This is a genomic window from Pseudoalteromonas sp. 0303, from assembly GCF_013349995.1.
Taxonomy (GTDB): Bacteria; Pseudomonadota; Gammaproteobacteria; order Enterobacterales; family Alteromonadaceae; genus Pseudoalteromonas.
The window spans coordinates 12348-35115 of the sequence record NZ_JABVXF010000005.1 but is presented as its reverse complement, the minus strand read 5'-3'; the positions used below and the strand labels follow the sequence as shown (position 1 = coordinate 35115).

Annotated in this window: 17 protein-coding genes; 6 read left to right on the top strand and 11 right to left on the bottom strand. The window is 42.0% G+C overall.

Going from position 1 to position 22768, the window contains the following annotated elements:
- Nucleotides 1-44: 44 nt before the first annotated feature.
- The 4 genes from astB (at nucleotide 45) to HUS62_RS05120 (ending at nucleotide 5039) form a co-directional block, all read left to right on the top strand.
- Nucleotides 45-1388, top strand: a complete 1344-nt coding sequence (gene astB / locus HUS62_RS05135) for an N-succinylarginine dihydrolase (RefSeq protein WP_175078764.1) — start codon at nucleotides 45-47, stop codon at nucleotides 1386-1388.
- 3 nt (nucleotides 1389-1391) lie between these two features.
- Nucleotides 1392-1901, top strand: coding sequence for a GNAT family N-acetyltransferase (locus HUS62_RS05130; protein WP_175078763.1), 510 nt, complete (start codon nucleotides 1392-1394; stop codon nucleotides 1899-1901).
- Between the two features lie 98 nt (nucleotides 1902-1999).
- The gene (locus HUS62_RS05125; RefSeq protein ID WP_175078762.1) at nucleotides 2000-3688 is read left to right on the top strand and encodes a methyl-accepting chemotaxis protein; all 1689 of its coding nucleotides are present in this window, start codon (nucleotides 2000-2002) and stop codon (nucleotides 3686-3688) included.
- Between the two features lie 352 nt (nucleotides 3689-4040).
- Entirely contained in the window at nucleotides 4041-5039 is a 999-nt protein-coding gene (locus tag HUS62_RS05120) for a DUF4382 domain-containing protein (protein WP_175078761.1), read from the top strand.
- A 51-nt stretch (nucleotides 5040-5090) separates the two neighbouring features.
- Here the strand turns inward: HUS62_RS05120 and HUS62_RS23340 are convergent, their stop codons facing one another.
- The 8 genes from HUS62_RS23340 to HUS62_RS05080 all read right to left on the bottom strand — a co-directional run bounded on the left by HUS62_RS23340 (nucleotide 5091) and on the right by HUS62_RS05080 (nucleotide 15296).
- The gene (locus tag HUS62_RS23340) at nucleotides 5091-6407 is read right to left on the bottom strand and encodes a PAS domain-containing methyl-accepting chemotaxis protein (RefSeq protein ID WP_175078760.1); all 1317 of its coding nucleotides are present in this window, start codon (nucleotides 6405-6407) and stop codon (nucleotides 5091-5093) included.
- Between the two features lie 141 nt (nucleotides 6408-6548).
- Nucleotides 6549-8852, bottom strand: a complete 2304-nt coding sequence (locus tag HUS62_RS05110; RefSeq protein WP_175078759.1) for a family 20 glycosylhydrolase — start codon at nucleotides 8850-8852, stop codon at nucleotides 6549-6551.
- Between the two features lie 3 nt (nucleotides 8853-8855).
- Nucleotides 8856-9770 carry a sugar kinase gene (locus HUS62_RS05105; RefSeq protein ID WP_175078758.1) on the bottom strand — a complete coding sequence of 305 codons (915 nt, stop codon included), beginning with the start codon at nucleotides 9768-9770 and terminating at the stop codon, nucleotides 8856-8858.
- A complete protein-coding gene (locus HUS62_RS05100; protein ID WP_175078757.1) occupies nucleotides 9763-11211 on the bottom strand; it encodes a sodium:solute symporter family protein in 1449 nt (482 codons plus the stop codon). The genes HUS62_RS05105 and HUS62_RS05100 overlap by 8 nt, the downstream gene beginning before the upstream one ends.
- A gap of 129 nt (nucleotides 11212-11340) precedes the next feature.
- Entirely contained in the window at nucleotides 11341-11724 is a 384-nt protein-coding gene (locus HUS62_RS05095) for a RidA family protein (protein ID WP_130052824.1), read from the bottom strand.
- A gap of 1 nt (nucleotide 11725) precedes the next feature.
- Nucleotides 11726-13183, bottom strand: coding sequence for an amidohydrolase family protein (locus HUS62_RS05090; protein WP_175078756.1), 1458 nt, complete (start codon nucleotides 13181-13183; stop codon nucleotides 11726-11728).
- Nucleotides 13184-13185: 2 nt separating this feature from the next.
- On the bottom strand, nucleotides 13186-14037 hold the full coding sequence (locus HUS62_RS05085) for a MurR/RpiR family transcriptional regulator (RefSeq protein WP_175078755.1): 852 nt from the start codon (nucleotides 14035-14037) through the stop codon (nucleotides 13186-13188).
- Nucleotides 14038-14048: 11 nt separating this feature from the next.
- Nucleotides 14049-15296, bottom strand: a complete 1248-nt coding sequence (locus tag HUS62_RS05080; protein ID WP_175078754.1) for an amino acid deaminase — start codon at nucleotides 15294-15296, stop codon at nucleotides 14049-14051.
- Between the two features lie 199 nt (nucleotides 15297-15495).
- Between HUS62_RS05080 and HUS62_RS05075 the strand changes: the two genes are divergently transcribed.
- A complete protein-coding gene (locus HUS62_RS05075) occupies nucleotides 15496-18435 on the top strand; it encodes a TonB-dependent receptor (protein WP_175078753.1) in 2940 nt (979 codons plus the stop codon).
- A 195-nt stretch (nucleotides 18436-18630) separates the two neighbouring features.
- Entirely contained in the window at nucleotides 18631-20223 is a 1593-nt protein-coding gene (locus HUS62_RS05070) for a carboxylesterase/lipase family protein (RefSeq protein WP_175078752.1), read from the top strand.
- Between the two features lie 36 nt (nucleotides 20224-20259).
- On the opposite strand, the gene HUS62_RS05065 is transcribed toward HUS62_RS05070, so the two are convergent.
- From HUS62_RS05065 to HUS62_RS05055, 3 genes are all read right to left on the bottom strand, one after another.
- Nucleotides 20260-20979 carry a Sir2 family NAD-dependent protein deacetylase gene (locus tag HUS62_RS05065; protein WP_175078751.1) on the bottom strand — a complete coding sequence of 240 codons (720 nt, stop codon included), beginning with the start codon at nucleotides 20977-20979 and terminating at the stop codon, nucleotides 20260-20262.
- Entirely contained in the window at nucleotides 20976-21998 is a 1023-nt protein-coding gene (locus HUS62_RS05060; protein WP_175078750.1) for a kelch repeat-containing protein, read from the bottom strand. Before HUS62_RS05060 ends, HUS62_RS05065 begins: the two co-directional genes overlap by 4 nt.
- Before the next feature lie 68 nt (nucleotides 21999-22066).
- Nucleotides 22067-22696, bottom strand: coding sequence for an NAD(P)-dependent oxidoreductase (locus tag HUS62_RS05055; protein ID WP_175078749.1), 630 nt, complete (start codon nucleotides 22694-22696; stop codon nucleotides 22067-22069).
- Between the last annotated feature and the right edge of the window lie 72 nt (nucleotides 22697-22768).

Sequence of the window (22768 nt, the reverse complement as noted above, 5' to 3'; positions counted from 1 at the left end):
CTTCTGTATGGTTAAAATACACGCACAATAATGATGGATTAAGTATGCACGCAGTAGAAGTAAACTTTGATGGCTTAGTGGGGCCTACTCACAATTACGCGGGATTATCGTATGGCAATGTCGCTTCACTAAGTCACGCCTCTTCGCATTCAAACCCCAAAGAGGCCGTGCTACAAGGCCTTGAAAAAATGAAGGCGATGCACGAATTAGGCCTAGAACAAGGTATTTTTGCACCCCATGCTCGCCCCGACATTAATGTGCTAAAGCGTTTAGGTTTTACAGGCAGCGATAGCCAGATTATTGAAAAAGCATTTAAAGCCGACCCTATTTTACTGCGAGCTTGTTACAGTGCATCGGCCATGTGGACAGCCAATGCTGGCACTATCTCGCCTTCAGTCGATACGCTTGATGGCAAAGTGCACTTTACGGCTGCTAACTTAAATAACAAATTCCACCGCTCGTTAGAACCCGTTACAACTACGGCTTTATTAAAAGCCATGTTTAACGATGAGCGTTACTTTAGCCATCATATACACTTACCTGATCAAGGCTTTTTTGGTGATGAAGGTGCCGCAAATCATAATCGATTATGCGACAGCCATGCAGATGCAGGGCTTGAGATCTTTGTTTATGGGGCAAGTAGCTTTAATAGCGCCTTACCAAAACCCGTTAAATTTCCTGCAAGACAATCTCTTGAAGCTTCGCAAGCAATTGCTCGTTTACATCAACTAAAGCCAGAAAATAAGTTATTTATTCAACAAAATCCTGATGTGATAGACCAAGGTGTCTTTCATAACGATGTAATCGCTGTGGCCAATGGCAATGTACTTTTATGCCACGAACAAGCGTTTTTGCATCAAGCTGATACGCTAAAACAGATTAAACAAGCTTACCTAGGCAACAAGCCGCTACATATTATTGAAGTGCCAACCAATAAAGTGAGCATTACAGATGCTGTAGGCAGCTATTTATTTAATAGCCAATTAATTACCTTAAGTGATGACAGCATGATGCTGGTTGCACCTAAAGAATGTCAGCGTAATCAAGCTGTTCACGATTACATTCAAGAAATGATTTTGGCAGATAACCCAGTTCAGCAAGTGCGCTTTTTTGACTTGCGCCAAAGCATGCAAAATGGCGGTGGCCCTGCTTGTTTACGCTTGCGTGTAGCGCTCAACACTGACGAACTCGCAGCGGTCAATCCGGGTGTACGATTCAGCGAAGAAAAATATAACCAATTAGTAAGTTGGGCGAATAAGCATTACCGTGACTCTTTAAGTAGTGACGACTTTGCCGATCCAATGCTTTTAACCGAAAGCTATCAAGCACTTGATGAGTTAACCAATTTACTTAATTTAGGCTCTGTGTATCCATTTCAACAAGAATAAGTAATGAAAATTAAAGCTGTACACTCTATTAAAGGGGTGTCTAAATCACTCAATAGTTTACTGATTGATAGCGTTGCCAGTGGCGCATCAATCGGCTTTATTGCCCCGCTATCATTACAGTCAGCACATGACTACTGGCAAGGGGTCGATGGCGATTTAGCAACGCCTTACCGTAGGCTTTATCTGGCCCTTGATGGTGATACGGTGATTGGCTCAGTGCAGCTTTCTTTGTGCGCTAAAGCCAATGGCACTCACCGCGGCGAGGTAGAAAAGCTCATGGTACACAGCGAATATCAAGGCAAAGGAATTGCAAAACAATTGATGAATAGCCTAGAAACCGACGCCCGTATCTTAGGTATTCAATTATTGGTACTTGATACCCGTCAAGGTGACTCTGCTTCATATTTGTATCGCAAACTCGATTATATTGAAGCTGGCACTATTCCTGGTTTTGCGAAAAGTTCATCCGGTGAATTTGACGCAACGGTGTATTTTTATAAGCAGGTCGCCTAGATCTGCTTTTATAGCCCATTGATATAATCATAAAGTCGACTAATAAAAATCTATAAAAGTACTAAACTAGTACTGCGGATTTTTATTAGGAGCGATAAATGGCGCTATCAATACAGCAACGGGTACTTTTTCTAGCCCTACTTCCCCCCCTACTCATTGCAATAATGCTGACACTCTACAATTATGTGCAGTCAAAACACAGTGGTGCGCAAACCGTTGAAAGTTTTGCTACACAAATGGAAAACGACCGAAAGGCCGAAGTCAGTAACTATCAAAAAATTGCCATGAGTTCGATTGCTCATCTCATCGCACAAGATGATGGCTCTAATACTGAACAGCTGCAAAACCAAGCAAAAAGCATATTGCGTAATTTGCGTTTTGATGATGCTGGCGATACAGGCTATGTATTTGTTTATGATGTAAAAGGTGTCAATATTGCCCATGGCGTTAACGCCTCACTTGAGGGTAAAAACCTATATGATTTTAAAGATCCTAATGGGGTTTATCTGATACGAGAGCTGATTGATGCTGCGAAGAAAGGCGGTGGTTATGTGCAGTATTCTTGGAAAAATACCAATGGCAGTGTAAACCCTAAACTCGGTTATGCCGCTTTGGTCCCAAAATGGAACTGGGTGCTCGGAACCGGCTTTTGGATCAGTGGCCTTGAGCAACAAGTTGCAGTAACAGAACAACGGGTTAATGAAGGTATCGATAATGCCTTTATAAACACCGTTATCGCTTCAGTATTTGCAGTTGCAATTACCGCAGCGATTGCAGTGGTAGTATCGCGCAGTATTACTAGCCCTTTGCACACAACCGTACTAGCAATGAACGATATATCACAAGGTGATGGCGATTTAACCCAACGTTTAATGGTGAAACGAGACGATGAACTGGGCAAGCTTGGCAGTTCGTTTAACCGCTTTGCCGATGACGTTGGTAAGATGGTTATTGATATTCGCCAATCATCGCAATCGATGAATCAAGCGTCACACAAACTCAACGAGCTACTTGCCAATATGCATTCTGGTATTAATCGTCAACATGAAGAAAGTGAGCAAGTTGCAACCGCAATAAACGAAATGTCGGCGGCGTCAATGGAAGTTGCCCGCAGCGCCCAAGAGGCCTCAACCGCTGCTGAACATGCCGATCATTTAGTTAAGCAAGCTAACAATCAATTGCTCATTGCCATAAAAGTGATTAATGGCCTTGCCAAACAAGTTGATGAAGGGGCTAATGCGGTGGATCAGCTTAATCAACAATCGAGTCAAATTGGCAGTGTGCTTGATGTGATCAGAAATATTGCCGAGCAAACAAATCTACTGGCACTGAACGCAGCTATTGAATCTGCCCGAGCAGGTGAAGCAGGTCGTGGCTTTGCAGTGGTGGCTGATGAAGTGCGAACTCTTGCAAAACGCACGCAAGATAGTACTCATGAAATAGAGGCAATGATTGAGCAAGTTCAGCAAGGAACAACAACTGTAAATAGCATTATGCAGTCAATTAAATCAGGCAGTGCAACCAGTGTTAATGAGGCGGGCGAAGTCGAAAAAGCGCTTAATGAAGTACTGCTTTCGGTTAATACCATCACATCACAAAATGCACAAATTGCCACCGCCGCTGAAGAGCAAACATCAGTGTCTGAAGCGATTAATCAAAACATGACGACCATTGTCGATATTGCTAACAAAACCGCTAATGATACCGATGTAGCAACGTCATACATGCATGAACTAACAGACACGGCAACGCAGTTAGAACAAAATGTAAGTCGCTATAAAACCTAATACCTGAGCGATGGTTAAGCAGGCAAATACGCCTGCTTAACAAAAATCATTGGTCTTTTGTAAGTTCTTTAGCCAATCAAACAAGTCGTTATCGTAGCGCTTTTCTAAATCAATGACCTTCATTTTTGTTCCTAGATTTTTATTTTTTGCGATGGTGTCAGCAAAATGTGGAAGAAAAATGGATTTGCTTAAAAAGCACGCTAAATTTGCATTTATATTTTGTCGTGGCTTTCAGGTTGTCACATAAAAGGTACAAAGGTGTTAATCGAAACTTATTATTAGCAATTCAAGTTGCATTAAGCTTTAGTGACTAAACTATTAGTAAATTTTTAGAACACAAAGGGAAGAAACGATGAACTTTAAAACTACATTACTTAGCAGCGCTGTTTTATTTGCACTTGTTGGTTGTGGCTCCGATGACGACAAGAACGACTCAGTTGATCCTCAGCCGCAAACTGCACAGTTCACGTTAGGTGTGTCTGATGCACCTGTAACAGGTTTAAAAGCTGTTAATGTTGTGTTTGATTCAATCACATTGAAAACCCAAGGTGGTGAAGAGTTCACTTTCGAGACCCGTAAAGATAATGATGAAACCATGCCTGAAATGGTTAATTTATTAGACTACACAGGTGATGATGTATTTTCTTTATTAGAAGATGAGGAAGTAGCTGCTGGCGATTATCAATGGATCCGTGCAGATGTTATCAATGGTGACACAAACGATTTAACCATGACTTCGCATGTTGTTTACGAAGATGACAGCATTGCACCACTGGTTGTTAAACGTAAAGGCAACGATGGTATCGGTGAAATCCAACTGGATGGTTTTACCCTTAACCAAGCTGGTAACGAGTTTGTTATTGAATTTGACCTTAAAAAGTCACTAGTTGATCCACAAAATAGTGATGAGATCTTCTTAAAACCACGCGGTGTTCGCTTAGAAAACCTTGCTGAATCTGAAGATATCGAAGGCACTGTAAGCGACGTACTTATCGCTAACTGTGAAACAGATAATATCGATATCGCATTGGAAGATGGTTCATTCGGTCATGCTGTTTACTTATATAGCAGCGATGTTGAAATGCCAATGGACAACTATGAAGTTAACGAAGATGAAACACCATTAGATGCACCTCTTGCAACGGCGGATGTTGTTTTCGATAGCGAAGATAACCAATACGAATTTGAACTTGCGTTCATTCAACCTGGTGATTATCAACTTGCTTATACCTGTGCAGCACATATCGATGACGTTGAAACCCAAGACGAAGCATTTACGCTTTATCAAGTAAAACCAATTACAGTAACATCGGGTGAAGACTTAGACGTGTCTTTCACTGTTTCTGAATAATATTGGAATACCCCATTAAAAAGCCCGCACTGTGTGCGGGCTTTTTGTTGTTTAAAGTGTATCGTAACGAATAATCACTTCGGATATCTGATCCACAACTTTATCTGCACCGGTTTTAATGTCTTCCATGATCATGCTGACTTCTTCGACATTTTGCTGAGACTCACCAGACAGTGCTTCTATTTCTTCGATAAGAGCCGTCATTTTTGCTGCGATTTCTTGCGTCTTACCAATTAAGCCTGATATTTCACTGGTCGACACAGAAGTACGTTGCGATAAATTTCTTACTTCATCGGCAACCACAGCAAAACCGCGACCGTGCTCCCCGGCTCTGGCAGCTTCAATCGCTGCATTTAAGGCGAGTAGGTTTGTTTGCTCTGCGATGCTATTAATGGTTGTGACAATTTCACCTATTTGTGATGACTGCTGTGCTAACACATCTGACAGTTCACGGGTTTGATGAACCTGCTCGCTCACTTTTTTTGATGACGCAACACTGCTTAAAATTCGTTGCTGACCATTTGTCACGACTTGCGAGGTTTCTTCAGACGTGTGGCCTGCATTTTCTGCTGCATGTTTCACTTCTTCGGTGCTGTTAACTCTAGCGGTGACATCAGATGCGAACTTAATGATCTGTGTCACTTTACCCTGTTTATTAAAAATAGGGTTATAGGTTGCCTCTAAATAAAGCGGGCTGCCATCACGTTTTTTACGAGAAAATTGCCCAGAAAAAATGCGCCCGTTCGCCAGCTCTTGCCAAAAGTTAGGGTTCTTTTGATAAAAGTCATCATAACAAAACAGTTTATGATGCTGACCTTGGATTTCAGCAAGACTGTAACCTACAACATCTAAGAAATTATCATTCGCAGAAATAATATGACCATCCGGCGTAAAGCGGATCATCGCAGTGCTTTTATTAACGGCATCATAGATTGCCGACATTTCATCAAGTTTTTCGACTTCTTTAGTAATCTCTGAAGCGAACTTAATTGCACAGCGCACCTTGCCATCATCACCGCGAACAGGAAAATAGGTTGCACGCAGCCAAATATTTTCGCCGGCACCATTTATGCGCGAGAAAACCCCTGACTTTGCTTGGCCTTCAGCGATATCTTGCCAAAACGTTTGATATTCTTTTGAGCTGCTATATTCAGGCGCACAAAACTTACGATGATGCTGACCAATAATATCGCCAGCTTGCACTTTCATTGTTTTACAAAACAAATCATTAGCTTCGAGAACAGTTCCATCTGGTGTAAATTCGATATAAGCAATATTTTCTCTGATCCCAGCTAAATATTGCTGACTTCTATCAACATCATGCTGCAAAGCATCAATGAGTTGACCTTTACTTTTACTAAACCACATTGAAACACCAGTTATTAAGGTACTTAGCTAAAGTTTAGCCCAGTAAGAAAAAGATTCACATCAAAAAAGTACCGTTTATTCCTACAGATAGAGCATTAGCTCAGAATAAAACCCGAAACTAACGCTCTTTTGATTTACTCATTAACCACTATTTTTGCAAAGCGAAGACACTTTGTGATATTGATTTAATGAAGCCACTAACTGAGCTATCGTGCCATTATTATTAATAATGGGCTGTGACTCTTTTGACTGTAGCGCGTTTTTAATTTGTAGATAGGGGTTTTTCCACTCTGCAACTCGTTCAATTAAGTGCCTGTTATGCTTAATAAAATCACGCCATTCATCAACTTGAAATTGCAATGAAGTCTCAAGAGATTTAGAACATGTCTGCATATAGTCATCTACACTATAATCAAACTCACGCAGCATTAAGCTTTCAACTGGCAGCACATCTACTAGTTTATCTAGGGGAGCTCCATGGTGATACTCATCACGTAAATAAGCTAGGTGATGCAAGGTGTAATAATGTGCAGGCTCTAAAAATTCACTAAATTTTAATAACTTAGCAATTTCATCTTGAGTTACATTGTCGTCTAACAATGTATTTAACCGCTCATTAAGTTGTTGCTTATGTTTACCGCCATGTAGCAAAGCAAACTTATCCATCACCACTAAGCGACGGTACATATCTCGCTCATCTACTTGCGTTTTTGGCGACCAAAATCGCTCTGCAATAGCATATAAACGAGGCCATAAACGCGTATCTAGACTTTCAGTCGTTAAAAGTTCAGCCCATAACGTTGCTTCACCGCCCAACACCCTGCCGCCTTTATCTTTACCTTGTTCTTCGTGAAGAGCATTATTAAGTGCCCTTAAGCTTGGTTTGTTTTCTGACTTGCTTTTCATCTCGTATGGAGTATTACCAACAAATGCAGCTTGATTACTTGTAGTTTTTCCGACAAAAAGCTTAGTAGGCCCCATCCACGTGTCTATCAATAACTCAAAACCATACTCTGTTTGCAAAACTTGGTCAGTAATGAAACACCCTTTTCCTTCTATGGATACCAAAGCTGCTAACAAAGATTGAGTATCTCTAAATACCGTCACTTTTCCGTTAACGGAACTTCCTTTTAAGCGCGTCAAAGTAAACGTTGAGTGGTTGATCACCTCTTTAGCTGAAAGCGTTTTTGATATTATTGGTTCTGGGTGGTTACGATAGTGATAACTGGTCCATTGTGGTTGATCAATATAAAAGCCACTCGATAATAAACCATCGAACCCCGCTTCTTGAATAGCCGCGAGAGAATGATGGCCACGCCAAGATTGCACTAAGGTTTGTTTGGGTAAGTTGGGGTGAAGCACCTCGTCCCAACCTATCATCTTGCGATTATATTTAGCTAATATATTTGCAACGCGCTGATTGAAATAAGCATGTAAGGCATGGGTATCAGAGAGTTTATGCTTGGCCATAAACAATTGTATTTGAGTATTTTCTTGCCAATCTCTGTCATCTATTTCATCACCACCAATATGTAAATAATGATCAGGAAATAACGCCGTCAATTCTTTAACAACATCTTCAACAAACCGATACACGTTAGGGTTACTTGGATCTAATAAAGGCCTGAATACCCCCCAGCGACGCTCTATACCATCAAGTTTTGTCCCGCTACCAAGCTCAGGATAAGCAAGCACGATGCTACTCGCATGTCCAGGCACATCAAACTCAGGTACAACTCGGATCCCTAAACTTGCGGCATAAGCTACGACATCTTTGATTTCTTCTGCGGTATAAAAAAGTCCGTCGGATGCAACTTGGTGTAATTTCGGGTAGCTTTTAAGGGCAACACGCCAGCCTTGATCATCGGTTAAATGCCAATGAAATACGTTCATCTTTGCCGATGCTAGCCCTCGCAACGTCCGTTTAACATCACTAATAGGTAAAAAATGCCTTACACTATCAAATAGTAACCCTCGCCATGGATAAGTGGGTGCATCGTTGATTGTCATTGCATTAAGTTGATAAGTTGTGTTTGCTGAAAATAGCAATTGATTGAGCGTTGCAAAACCACGCAACATGCCAAATTGTGTTTGGCTTTTAAGTGTTATGGCTTCAGTGCTAATAATCAATTGATAGCTTTCATCGACATCTAATCTAGGGATATCATCCAGCCAATCAGCCACCTCTATTTTTAACTGAGCACTGCGCTTATCTTGCCAAGTAACTGATGAAAAATTTTGTAAAAACGCCGCATTTTCAAATAGTAACTTACTTGAGTTTCTGTACTTTTCATCAAGGTAAACAGATAGATGGCTCGATGTCAGTTGCAGTTGACCATCAAGATTAGTCACACTTACAGGCATAGGCATCAACAAGGGCGGTTTAGCGATGGCAGTACCTGTCACGCATAAAACACACATCAATAAACGTAAAAAATAAGTCATTACTTAACCCTCATTCGCTATTTGGATTGTTGTTGGCACTATCGCTCCTTTTTGAGCGATAACCTGTAGCGCTAATTGTTGTGCGGTACTTATAGCCTGTTGTGTATCATGCGAGTAAAAATATGCAGCTAAAAACCCCGCACTAAAGGCATCACCAGCGGAGGTGGTATCCACCACATGCTCAGCCTTAGGTACAGTAAAGCGTTGTATTCCCTTGTCATTGAGCACTAAAGTATCGGCTACACCTTGCTTAATAATCACCAGTTTATTAGAAAATTGTTGATAAAAGCTGACTATTCCTTTCTCATCACATTGACCAAAAACGCCATGATGATCATCGTCAGTCACAAATAAATAATCAGCAAGGTTGTAAGCGGTTAAATAAAACGGAGTTGCTTGCTCAGATTGCCAAAGAACCGAGCGGTAGTTGCTGTCGAAAATCACTTTGCCACCTGCACGCTTAAAGTCATCTAACGCATCGAGTAATAACTGCCGTTTAGCTGTATCTAAAATAGCGAGACTAATTGCTGATAAATAACAATGGCTAAAGTGTGTAGATCTCAACGACTCTATAAAGTTATGTTGCGTATCTAACTGAAAAAATTGTTTGGCAGCGCTGTCACTTCGTGCATAACAAAATTTTCGCTCACCATGATTGTCAGTTGTAATTCCATAACGGCCTAATGTTTTATCCGTTGACGTTTGCACAAACGAAAGTGATAACCCTTGCTGTCGCCAAAGCGTCTGGGCAGCTTGGCTTATTTCATCAATACCGATAGCACTAACAAAGTGTGCATCTGCCTGTGGTGCTAGGCGTTTAAAGTACACTGCAGTGTTATAAACATCACCACCAAAGCGAAGTACGTGCTCGTCATTTAATTCCTGCATAGCTTCACCAAAAAATGCGATTTTAATCATGATGCATCGCCTCTCTTTGTGCATTTAAAATTGCTAATGCTTGTTCACTATCACATGTTTGTTTTGGAGTAATGAGCGTTACAAATACCGAAAGAAGCATTGAAGCAGTTGTCGCTGGAATAATTGGATTACTCCAATAAGCTTGCCAACTCGGTGTTAAAATGACTGCCATCGATACAAGGAATGACACGAACAAGGCTGTCATTGCTCCTTGCCAGTTGAAGCGAGGCCAAAAATGCCCAAGTAGTACACAAACACATAATCCCGACATCAAAGTGGCAATCATATTGGTTATGTAACCAATCACATCATTGGTAAGTAACGCTAATAACAACGCGGTACCAATAGTTAGCACCAGGCCAATTCGCGAAAGCATTATAACTTCACTTGCATGCGGCATCCGTTTAAATACCAGTATATAAATATCACGTATAAGCACACTAACAGCTGCAATAGCATCTGAGCTGGCACTAGAAATAGTGGCTGAGAGCCCTGCAATAATAACCAACGCAGCTAAGCCAAATGGAAGTAGTTCAAAGGCCATGTAAGGGAAAGAAAATGCGCTGTTTTCAAGTGATGGGTTTAGTTTGTATGCAGCCATACCAATAATCGCTGGCACGATTGCAAAAAGCAGATATAAGCCGCCTGATAAATAAAACGACTGCCGGATACTTTTCACATGCTTGCCAGAATAAATACGTTGACGAAATGAAGGCGCGACTAAAACGCCAACCAACACGGCAAAAAATAACGAAACCCCATGCACTACACCTATTTTATCTAACGATAAAAAGCTTTGATTTAATAAAGGTTGTGCTTGATTTATGGCGACTAAACCATCTGCTTGATACAGCGCGACACCCGCCATCAAGAAAAACCCAATAAACAACACAAGCGCTTGAATAGAGTCAGTCCATACAACGGCTACATAACCACCAATAACGACATAAATACTAAAACCAAGTGCGATAAATAATTTAGCGCTGAGCGGCGATAAACCTGTTAACCAAGCCAAATACATACCACCACCCAATATATGCGCGCCAAGCCAACCGATACTGGCTACAAAAATGAAAATAGCAATCGTATTTTTAACAAGTGGGTTGGCACCGACATAAAACGATACTTCTTCGCTCATTGTCATAAATTCGTGTTTTCTAACCGGCGCAAACAATTTAGCCAGCAACAAAATGCCGCACGCACCTCCTAGCCCATATATCATGCCAGCCCAACCATTGCTGTAGGCAAACCCTACGGCCCCCATCGATGAGCCTGTTCCTACCATAGTTGCAACGGTGGTACCTAAGGTTAAAAAGAGAGGAAGGTTTCGTCCGCCTAAAAGAAAATCGTCACCCGTTTTGCTGTTACGACTAACCCACCAGCCAAACCAGATCATAAAAATCAGATAACCTAAAAAGGCCATTAATAATTGCCACTTCATACGACATCCTGCTTCACCTAAGCCTCATTATTATGATTACTTGCTGTTTGGCTTGGTGCTTATAGTTATAATTTCGTTTCGTGCTTTTTACGTTCAACAGCCTTTGCTGTTGAACGCTTTAATATTTTTTTAAGGTGCTTTATAGCAAGTCACATCAACTTCGACTTTACAGTCAACAACCAGATCTGCCACTGCGCAAATACGTGCCGGCGGATGTTCGCCAAAAAATTCTTTAAATACCTTATTAAACGACTGAAAATAGCGTGAGTCAGTCAAGATCACTTTTACATGCGCCACATGCTCAAGACCATAACCAGCCTCATCCATAATATCGATGCAGTTTTGAATCGCTAAACGCGACTGCTCAATTATCCCACCTTCAACAACTTCACCATCTTTCATTGGTGTCTGCCCCGAAACCATTAACCAACCACCTGCTTCTATCGCTCGAGCAAAAGGTAAATGCTGTCCACCGGTGCCTGTACCACCTTCAATACCAATACGTCTGATCATGTTATTCTCCAACTGATGTTAAAAATTTGCCCGAGTGTGCAGGCACAACTTGGTCATTAAGAAATGTTGCCTGCCCGTTGGTCCATACACGATGGACGCCTGAAGCCGGCAATTCGGAATTAATAAATGTGGCGTTATCGCAAATGGCATCGCTGTCAAAAAGAACCAGATCAGCAAACTTGCCTAAGCCAATTTCACCACGATCGGTTAAACCATAATTACTCGCGCTTAACCCAGTCATTTTATGGATCGCTGTCGCAAGTGAAAAAATACCGTCTTCGCGAGCGTATTTGCCTAACACACGTGGAAAAGAACCCCATAAACGTGGATGTGGGTGAGGGTCACAAGGGAGGCCATCTGAACCAATCATGGTTTTATCAAAAGCGAGTATCATTGCTACGTCTTTTTCGTTCAGGCCATGGTACACAGCGCCCGCTGGTTGCAGCTTTTTAGCGGTATCAATTAATGATAACTGCCAAACATCAGCAATCTCTTGTAGTGAGCGCTCGGCCATTTCTGGATGTGGTTCTGACCACGTGATAAAAATTTCAAAATCACTTGTCACTTGTTTTAAATCTAATGTACTTGAACTAGCTGCATAAGGATAAGCATCACAACTACAACGAGAATGCGCTCCCTGAACTGAAAACCGTTCGATTAACTCAGGCGCGCGTCCCCAGTTATTTTTACCCGCACACTTGAGGTGAGAAATGATCACCTTAATTTCAAACAGCTTTTCCATCGCAAATGCTTCATCCATAGCGTCCAGCACTGCATCAAATTCGGTGCGCAAATGCGTTGTGTACAACGCATTATGTGCTTTTAGCACCGGCCCAAACGCTTGAACTTCATCAGTTGTGGCAAAATTCGCATTTTTATAGGCAAGCCCGGTACTTAACCCCAGCGCGCCAGCATTTAATGCACTTTCAAGCTGCTGACACATTTGGGTAATTTCGCTTTCAGTTGCCGCGCGTAATAAATCATCCATTACATTATTACGAAGTGTTGTGTGACCAACTAAAGCGGCTACATTGACATTCGAAGGTGCGCTTTGAATTGCTGTTATATAATCAGCCATATTGGCAAATTTAAACTCACTGGCTGCGCCAAGTAAGTTCATCGGATCGGGGGCGCATCCTTTAACAATTGCAGGGGCTGCACTGATCCCACAATTTCCTGTGATTACGGTAGTGACACCTTGACTGATTTTTGCAGCCATATTTGGATTGCGTAGTACTTCAAGGTCATCGTGCGTGTGAACATCAATAAACCCTGGAGCAAGGCATAGGCCTTTAGCATCAATAACTTCATTTGCTAATAATGACGTTAATTCGCCAATGGCAACAATACGATCAGCGTTTATAGCTACATCACAAGTACGCGCTTCGTTACCAAGGCCATCAAATACTTTAGCACCTTGAATTAATGTATCAACAGGTTGTGCGACAGTGTACTGCATAGTTAATCTCCTAACGGTGCGCGGTCCGGTCCTTGACGGTATTGATCAAGCTCATGCTTTATGCGGCGTAGTTTTTCGCGAGATTTCTTTTGCGTCAAAATAGCGACTTCACTTGCTAACACATCAACTGCCGCTAACATTGCGTATCGAGCGGTGCTTGGCGTAAAAATATAATCAGATTCGTTAGTTTTGATTGGCAAATGAATCGTGGCTAAATCAGCTAACTCACTTTGCGGGCAGATTGCGATAACCTTAGCGCCATACTCTTTTGCAATACGCGCAGTATCAATCAAGTCACGAGCACAACCAGTCAGAGATAGCATCACAACGACGTCGCTCACATCAACACTTGCCGCCGTCATACGCATCATCACAGGGTCACTGTAGGCATTACTTAAAATATCTAGTCTAAAAAGGCGGTTATGGCATTCCTGTGCAACGACGGAACTCCCACCACCAACACCAAAAATTAAGCTATGGCGGCTATTGGCAATATATTGGGCAGCTTGCTCGACATCGGCTTGTTTAATTAGCCCTGCGTTGATATCTAAAATATCGTGAATTGCTTTGTAAATAGCGGGGATATCTTCTCGCTGCGTAGTATTTTCATTTATAAAACGCTCGCCTACAGCTAAAGATTGCGCTAGTTGTAACTTCATATCACGTACATTGCTACAACCTAGTGCTTTTGCTAAGCGGGTAATCGATGCATGACTAACATTCGCTTTATCTGCTAAATCACTAATACTTGCAGAAGCTGCAAACTGCAGATCCGCCAAAATCAATTGAGCGACGGCTTGTTCTGATTGGCGCAAATGCCCTAAGCGCTCTTTTATTCTTGAAACTATATCCAATCGTCTATCTCCTAAAAATAAGTTTCGACCACATCAACTACGTTATAGCTATCATCAATCACATTGATGTAGCGCCACTTATCAAATGTTAAGCACGGATGTGAAGTAGCAAACGCGACAATATCGCCAACTCGAAGTGTACAATCGAGTGGTACTTTCATCATTGCGTGCTGGTCCATCATTTTCTCTATCTTCCAAGCGGGATCTGCTTTACTTACTTGCCCGATTTGATTGACCTGTAGTGAAGGAATTGGAAATCCCGCATCAAATGCAGCATCTCGCTTACCAAAACCAATAATCACGCGACCTGGTTCAGGTATTGATTGCACATACGCCCAAATTTCTAAGCATGAGGTAAGCTCAGTTTCTAAAGAGCATGCCAATTCATTTCGCGCTAAAATTTGCTGCTGTGCTTGCTCGTAAATACCTTGATCATGAGTGACATAACAGCCAGGACGAAGCACAGCGACCATGTTTTGAGTCAATTTGTCAGGGTGAAATGCCTCACACACTAAGTCATAGAAAGCTGACCCTCCCGCAGTAATCATCACTTGCTGTGTGTCAAATGCGTTATCAGCAATTAATTGCTTACACGTTGCGACTGCATATTCAAGGAACTGACTTACCGCATCTGTTTGCGATAGCACTCCCTCATAAACTTCGATGCCAGCCAATGCAAGCGATTGATAGTTAGCTATTTCTGCAACCAATGATGCCAGTTCTTTACTATCAACAACGCCACAGCGCCCTCCCGGTACACCAAGCTCAATCAGCACATGAATCGTATGCTTAGTGTTAGCAAAGTACTCGCCAAGCATGCGTATATTATCTAGGTTATCAACCAAGCAATAAAAGGTTATGTCGTTAGCAACAAGCAACTCATCTAATTGCTGGCAATTAGCACGGCCCACTAATTGATTTGCCATTAGCACTCGTTTTGCTCCACTCTTTACAGCGGCATGTGATTGGGCAACTGTTGCGACAGTTATTGCGTAAGCCCCTGCCGCTAGTTGTTTTTTAAAAATTGCAGGAGTCATCGTTGTTTTACCATGCGGTGCAAAAAGAACATGGCTTTTTTTTGTATAGTCAGCCATCCACTTAATATTATTTATTAAGCGTGATTCATACAGGCATAAACAAGGCAAACTGACATCTTGCTTAGCGACATTCCAACCTGATGAACATAGCTTTTGGTAATTACCAAGTCCTTTATTAGCTCTATTTACTGTTTCTAGGTTTGCGACACTAAATTTTTTCATTTTGAAAGCCTGCTTACAAATCAACCAGTTAATGGCCGTAGTTTAAAAATCAAACAAAAAATATAACGCTTTTAATGTAATTGTTATTGCAATTTTGTTAAATCTAATGTTAATTAATAACACAGACACAGTCAATACATGTTACAAATTAACAGAAAATAATAATTACCCTAAAATAAACAGGATGAGGAACGTTAAAATGAAATCTCAAACCCGTCGCCAACATAAACTGAGTCGCAGCATCACGGCTAATGCCGTTGCTGCTGTTATTTGCGGTTATACCAGCTTTAATGCGATTGCTGCAGATCAAAACTCTTTAACAAATGAAGAAATCGAAACTATTGAAGTTCGTGGTATTGCAGCCAGTAATAAGCAAGATATAAATAACAAACGCTTTAGTACTGGTGTAATGGATTCAATCACCGCTGAAGACATTGGTAAATTACCCGATGTAACGATCGCAGATACTTTACAACGCATTCCAGGTATTCAAATTCGTCGCTCGGCGGGGGAAGGTTCAACCATCAATGTTCGCGGTATGCCGCAAGTGACAACGCTGTTAAATGGCGAACAGTTTTTAAGTGCGGGTTCAATTACCACTTTACAACCTGACTTCACGGATGTGCCTGCAGCGCTACTTTCAGGTATTGACGTACTTAAATCACCTCAAGCAGATACGCTGGCAGGGGGTATATCGGGCACTTTAGATCTTAAAACACGCCGACCATTCGATTTAGAGCAAGGGACTACTTTCTCATTCACAGGAGAAGCTACACGCGGAAGTTTATCAGAAGAAACAGATCCCAAATTGGTTGCTTTTGCAGGTTATAACAACGATGACTTTGGGATTATTTTTACTGCTGCTTACGATGAAGGAACGCTTGCGAACTACCGAAACGGTACAATTTTGACATCAAGCGAAATTCAAAATGAAACAACTCGCGACTTTAACGGTGATGGTGATTTAAATGATAGCTTCTATAGTCAGCGCTTTTATGGTGTGATGCACCGTGAAACTGAACGTGAACGTTTAGGTTTAAACACTACGGTTCAATATCAAATTTCAGACGCTGTGACGTTTACCGGTGATATTTTCTACACCAACATGGATGATGCAGACAGAAAACAAGGCATGATGATCGATAATGCTCGCGGCGATATTTGGGCATATTCAGATAGCTTCATTCCACGCTTAGACAATGATCAAGGTGGTCAAATTTATACTGTAAATGATGCTACTTTTTTGGCTCGCCGTGTAAGTGCTTACTCAGAGAGCTTAACGAATGATCGCGAATCAACTAATGTCAGCATGTTATTCGAATATCAAGGTGATGGCCCTCTTTCTGGTGAGTTTCGCTATATTCACGGCAGTGCTGAACGAGGTCACACAGAGAACGTTGCTCACGGTTATTTAACCTCTGGTGCACAACATGGTTTGCTTAGAAATGATGGCACAGGTGCAACACCAGTAAACCCTAACGGTGTGGGTCCTGATTCGGTTGCAGTTGATTTTTCTCGTGGCGGTGAGTACATCACGCTTGGATTTGAAGAAGGCTTCGGCAGCGGCATCAATCAATATAACCTAGTATCTACATATTCAGAAAATAACTTTGAAGAAGAAGCAACACTCGATGTAGCGCGCATCGACGGTCGCTATGAATTTTCAACAGAGCACCTCACAAACGTTGATTTTGGTATTCGAGCATCAAAACGTGATGTTGAGCGAGAAACTTATATTCTAGTTGCCCCATTTACAACTGGCGACTTAAGCGCTGACGTTATGTGGAAAGACTCAGGTGCCTCATTAGGCGATACCAATGGTGATGGTGAAAATAGTGTAGCCGGTGGTGACTTAACTATTGGCAATACTAACTTCTTTAGTGATTTACCGGATGGTTGGGTACACCAAGTAAGTGACTTTGGCCCAGGAGGCTCTAATCAAGGCTTTTACTTGATTGATCCAAATGTAATGGATGACCCTATGGCTTTTCAAAATGCCATTTACCCTGGTAATAAACGTTTAGCGAATCCATCACGTACCTACCAAGTAAAAGAGCAAACACAATCAGCATACTTTAAGTTCAATTTTACGGGTGAACTTGGTGATATGAGCTACACCGCGAATCTTGGTGCACAATACATCAAAACTGAACTCGACATGTTACAAAACCAGCTAGGCTCAGCACGTCCGTGCTCACTATGTACTGCTAGCGAGAAAACAGGTGAAAAATGGTTAAATCGTGATTACTCAGATTTTTTACCATCAATGAACTTTAATTTAAATCTGACTGAAGATTTTATTTTACGTGCTGGTTACGGCAAAACAATGACAACGCTGGACATTGGTAAACTTGCTGGGGGTATAAGTGTGGGCCGTACTCGTGCTGGTGATGTTCTTGCCGCTGAACTTGGTGTGAGTCCTGATTTATTAGTTGCGGTTCAGGGTCGCCAAAATGGTAACCCTGACCTAGAGCCTTGGCGCGCTACAAACTATAACTTATCAGCTGAATGGTATTTTAATGAAAGTGGTTTATTAAGTCTCTCAGCATTCTTAATGGATATTGAGTCTTTTGTTGAAAATGGCACTGTGATGATGGGCTTACCTGATATTGATGGTGTAATTCGTCGTGAAGTACCTGTTACTACTGAAATTAATGGTGAAGGTGGTGAAATTAAAGGCTTCGAATTAACGTATCAACAAGCATTTGATTTCTTACCAGCGCCATTTGATGGTTTAGGTACATCACTTAACTTTACTTACGCACCAAGTGATAGCGCTAACGTTGATGTATATGGCAAGAGCTTACCAATCCAAGACAACTCAGAAAAATCAGCAAATGCTGTTCTGTGGTACGAAAAAGGCCCATTACAACTTCGTTTAGCAGCAAACTATCGTAGTGACCGTTTAGATAGTTTAAGTTCAGCGATGGGTGAAGGTGTAATACCATTTTGGACTAAAAGCACCTTGTACTACGACCTCTATGCTGGTTATGAGTTAGCTGAAGATACCAGTATTTATACATCTGTCAGTAATTTAACCGAAGAAAAAGAAGATATTTACGCACAGTGGTCAGATAATGTGATCACTCAAAATATCTTTGAGCGTCGTATTACACTAGGTATTCGTACACGCTTCTAAGGTTGCTCTAATTTGGCTCACTTCTGCCCAAGTGATAAAAGGCCTACTTGGCCTTTTTAAAGAACAACGCACCTCGTTGTTTAGCCAAATACTAAAACCAGCATAGCCTCCCCTTGTAGCTATGCTGGTTTTCTCGTTGTTACTATCTGAATATGTTAATATTATAAGCCTTCCCCAAACAGCCTAGGCTTTGTTATGACATCGCGTATTCTCAAATCGATTTTTTACTCATCTTTTCTATTAGGCTCTGCTGTATTTTTGCAAGGCTGCCAAGAACAACCTCAATCTGATCATATTGCCGTCACTGGCGGACTCATCCAAGGGCAAAAAGAAGGGCGTTTTATTGCCTATAAAGGCATTCCGTATGCAGCAGCTCCGGTAGGAGAGTTACGCTGGCGAGCACCGCAACCTGTGCCTAAGTGGCAAGATGTGAAAGTACTTAACGATTACGCGCCTGACTGCATGCAAAAGCCGTTTGCAGCCGACGCTGCACCGCTTACAACAACCCCTTCGGAAGATTGCCTTTATTTAAATGTGTTTAAACCCACTAAACACAGCGATGCTCCTTATCCCGTTGTGGTATGGATACACGGGGGTGGCTTTGTAAATGGTGGCGCATCACCCGCTGTTTACTCGGGTGAAAGCTTTGCTAAACAAGGGGTTATTTTTGTTAGCTTTAATTATCGTCTAGGCCGATTTGGCTTTTTTGCGCACCCTGCTCTTAGTCGTTTTGAGAACGATGCACTGGGCAATTACGCTTTGATGGATCAAATTGCGGCCCTTGAATGGGTGAAACAAAATATCGCTCAATTTGGTGGTGATGCTGCAAAAGTGACACTAATGGGTGAATCTGCAGGGGGCGCATCGGTACATGCGATGATGCAAACCCCTGCTGCTAATGGCTTATTCCAGCAAGCGATTATTATGTCAGCGGGCGGACGAGAACTATTTAAGCAGTTGCCACTTAATAGTGATGATGACACCGTGTTAAGCGCCGAAAAAATTGGCGAAAACTTTGCCAAACAACACACCATTTTAGGCAGTGATGAAAATGCCCTTGCTGCACTACGTGAGTTATCTGCCGAAGACGTGGTTGATAACCTAAATTTGAGCACATTAAATCGACAAAATAATGATGAGTCTACTTACGTTGGCGGGCCAATTATTGATGGCACTATCATCAATTCGGCGACTGAAGCGCGCTTGAGTAAAGGCACATTTAGCCATGTTGCGACCATGGTTGGCACAACAGATATGGATTTAGGCTTTGCTAATTTTGCTTCTAAAGAGGCGCTATTCGCAAGTTTTGCCCCGCACAGTACACAAGCAAAAATGACTTACGATGCAAGCGGCGAAACGCCATTGCCTTTACTCAATTACCAAGTTGGTCAAGATGCTTTAATGCAAGAGCCTGCAAGGTTCGTTGCAAAACGTGTGACAGATATGGGTAACGATGCCTTTTTGTATCGTTTTGGTTATGTGGCGCAAACCTTAGATAAACCAGGCGCAGAGCACGCCAGCGAAATTCCATACTTTTTTAATACTGTGGCAGCAAAATATGGTCATGTCACCACTGAGCAAGATAAGCAAGCCGCTAAAATAATGCACCGTTATGTGACAAACTTTATTAAATTAGGCACACCAAATGGCCCCGGCTTACCAACTTGGCAAGCATATAAAAATGATGAATCTTTTATACTGCAAATGAGTAAATCAGGGACTGCAGAGTTTTTACCGGACCCCTTACAAGCTCGGTTAAACATCACTGCAACAAAAGCTGAAAAGTAATAATTAAATAAGGCGCTTAATTTAAGCGCCTTATTTTTATCCTTGCTGCTGAACATACTCAAGCGCTGTCATCTTGTGGTATGTCACATTAGGATGAAATACGTGAGTAGGATCTGGGTCAACCACTTCAATTGGCGTGCCTTGGCTGCGTGCAATATCGAGTGCCATTTGCGTTATATTGACGCTAAATGAGGTGCCAATAAAGACGATTTTATCGGCATCAAACATGCGCTGTTGCGCCTCAGAGATTCGATAAAGCTCAGTGTAGTATTCATCAAATAACAACACGTAAGGCTTAAAGGATTCATTAAGCTTGGGGCATTCATTATTAATATTGAACACCTCAAGCAAGGAGTGGTGCAGGTTGTCTTCGTTGACTTTATCCCACGGCGCGTTAAAAGCCATCACATCGTCACCTTGATGGTGAAACAGTGTCATTTGATCTAAGCGACCATGAATAGCAATAAAATCGGTGTTACCTGCTTTGCCATCAAGACCATCGATATTTTGCGTAATGAGATTTTTATCACTCAACCAATGATGTACCTCATTGGGACCGTGATGGCGATAGGTTGCAAAACGATGATAATACCAAGCTAAAAATTCGCGGGGGTTGTTTTCGTACATAGCACGCGTTGCCATTTCCATCGGCGTATAATTTTTGCTACCAATGGTCCAAAAGCCATCTTCGCCACGAAAAGTCGGTATACCGCTAGCGGCACTCACACCCGCACCAGTAATATAGAGTGTATTCATAGAGATAACTTTACCTTGTAAGCAAGTGCATCGGCTGTCACTTGTTGATTATTATCCATACCACCAAGACGATACAAACTTCCTTGGTGCTCTAATAAACCTCGATGATCCATGCTCGCGGTATCGGCTTTTGGCATCACTTGCCACGTGTTTTTATCAACATCAAAGCGCCAAACATGATTACTCGCTGGCGCTGGTTTGCCATCGTATCCCATGCCATTGTAGTTATATGGGTTATCAGAGCCGCCCATCATATAAATGTCGCCATTAAAACTGGTTGCTGCCATACGGTAATGGGCAACACCTGTAGGATGCGGTACCGTACGCCAATCTATCTTTAATGGGTTATCAGCATCAATCGTACCTTTTAAACACTGTGCAACCGCAGCGAAAGAACGGCGTTTATCAGCATTCGCCTGTGTTTTAACGCCATCACACACCAATATAGTGTTTCCACTAATTGCCGCCGCTTGGCCAAACACCGGTTGACCTAAAAATGGCGAAGCCTGTTGCCAAGTATCTGTATGCGTATCATAAACTTGTACAAGGTTAACATTGCCATCGTTATGCCAACCACTGACTAAATAGATATAACGCTGCTGATACGAGAGCGCCACACTGTCATCCACCGGCACAGGCATATTGGCCAGTTGCGTATATGAATTAGAGAGCACATCATAGCGATATACATCGGGTGTAGAGATTTCTTGATGATCAGCGCTAACGGTATACCCACCAAATACATAGGCATGCTGACCCACACCCACAGCGGTACTCGCTAGACGACCAGTAAGGGGCAATGTACTTGGCACGGCTTTAGCCGCTTGCCACGCGTTATCGCCCACTTTAAGGACCCACACTTTATTGTGAACATCGGTATGTGCTTTGCCTGAGCTCAAGCCCATAAAACTTAAAAAGTAGGCTTGTTCATCAATAACAACTTTGGCAACAGCATTGTTCGCGACGGCTTCTGGTAAAGCAGGTATGGTTGCAAGTGCAATAGAAAATAACAGGCTCATAAATTAAATAGGTAACTTAACACATCGCTAAAGAATACCATTTTATGAGCCTGAAGAAAGACTCGCTATTAGTAAGCAATACTAATACGTTGATTTAAATGAGCCGCCGACTGTGCTTCATCAAGCATTGCTTTAGCATAATCAGTAACTGATATTTTGCTTTCGCCGTTTGCATCAGTAAAGAAGCTGTCGCCACCGACACGGTACGGGCCTTCTGACTCACCAGGGTAGATTACCGCTGCTGGTGATACAAAAGTCCAAGCTGTATCTGCTGTTGATGCTCTAAATACATCAAGTGCTTCACCTTGAGCTATGGCTTCTGCTTTGTATTCAGCAGGAAAATCTGGGCTTGATACCAGTGTTACACCGGGTGCGACTTCTAAGCTACCTGCACCGCCCACCCATAGAATGCGTGTGTTAGTACCTGCAAGTGCGTTTAGTAATTGTTTTGCTGTATTTTCCACAATTTCATGGTTACCTAAAGCACGACCACCAATTGCAGCAATAACAACATCACTACCTGCAGCTGCAGTTGCGATATCGTCTTTTGTTAAATCAAATTCAGTCACAGTAACGTTATCTTGGGTTATTTTACTTGCGTCTCTAACTAATGCATTTACTTGATGACCACGTGCGATTGCTTCTGAAGTAATGTGGCTGCCAATCCAACCTGTTGCGCCAATAACTGCTAATTTCATGAGGAATTCTCCGTTGTTTGTTTCAATGATTGCAGTTTACTTGTTCACTAATTGCTGACAAATACACTATAT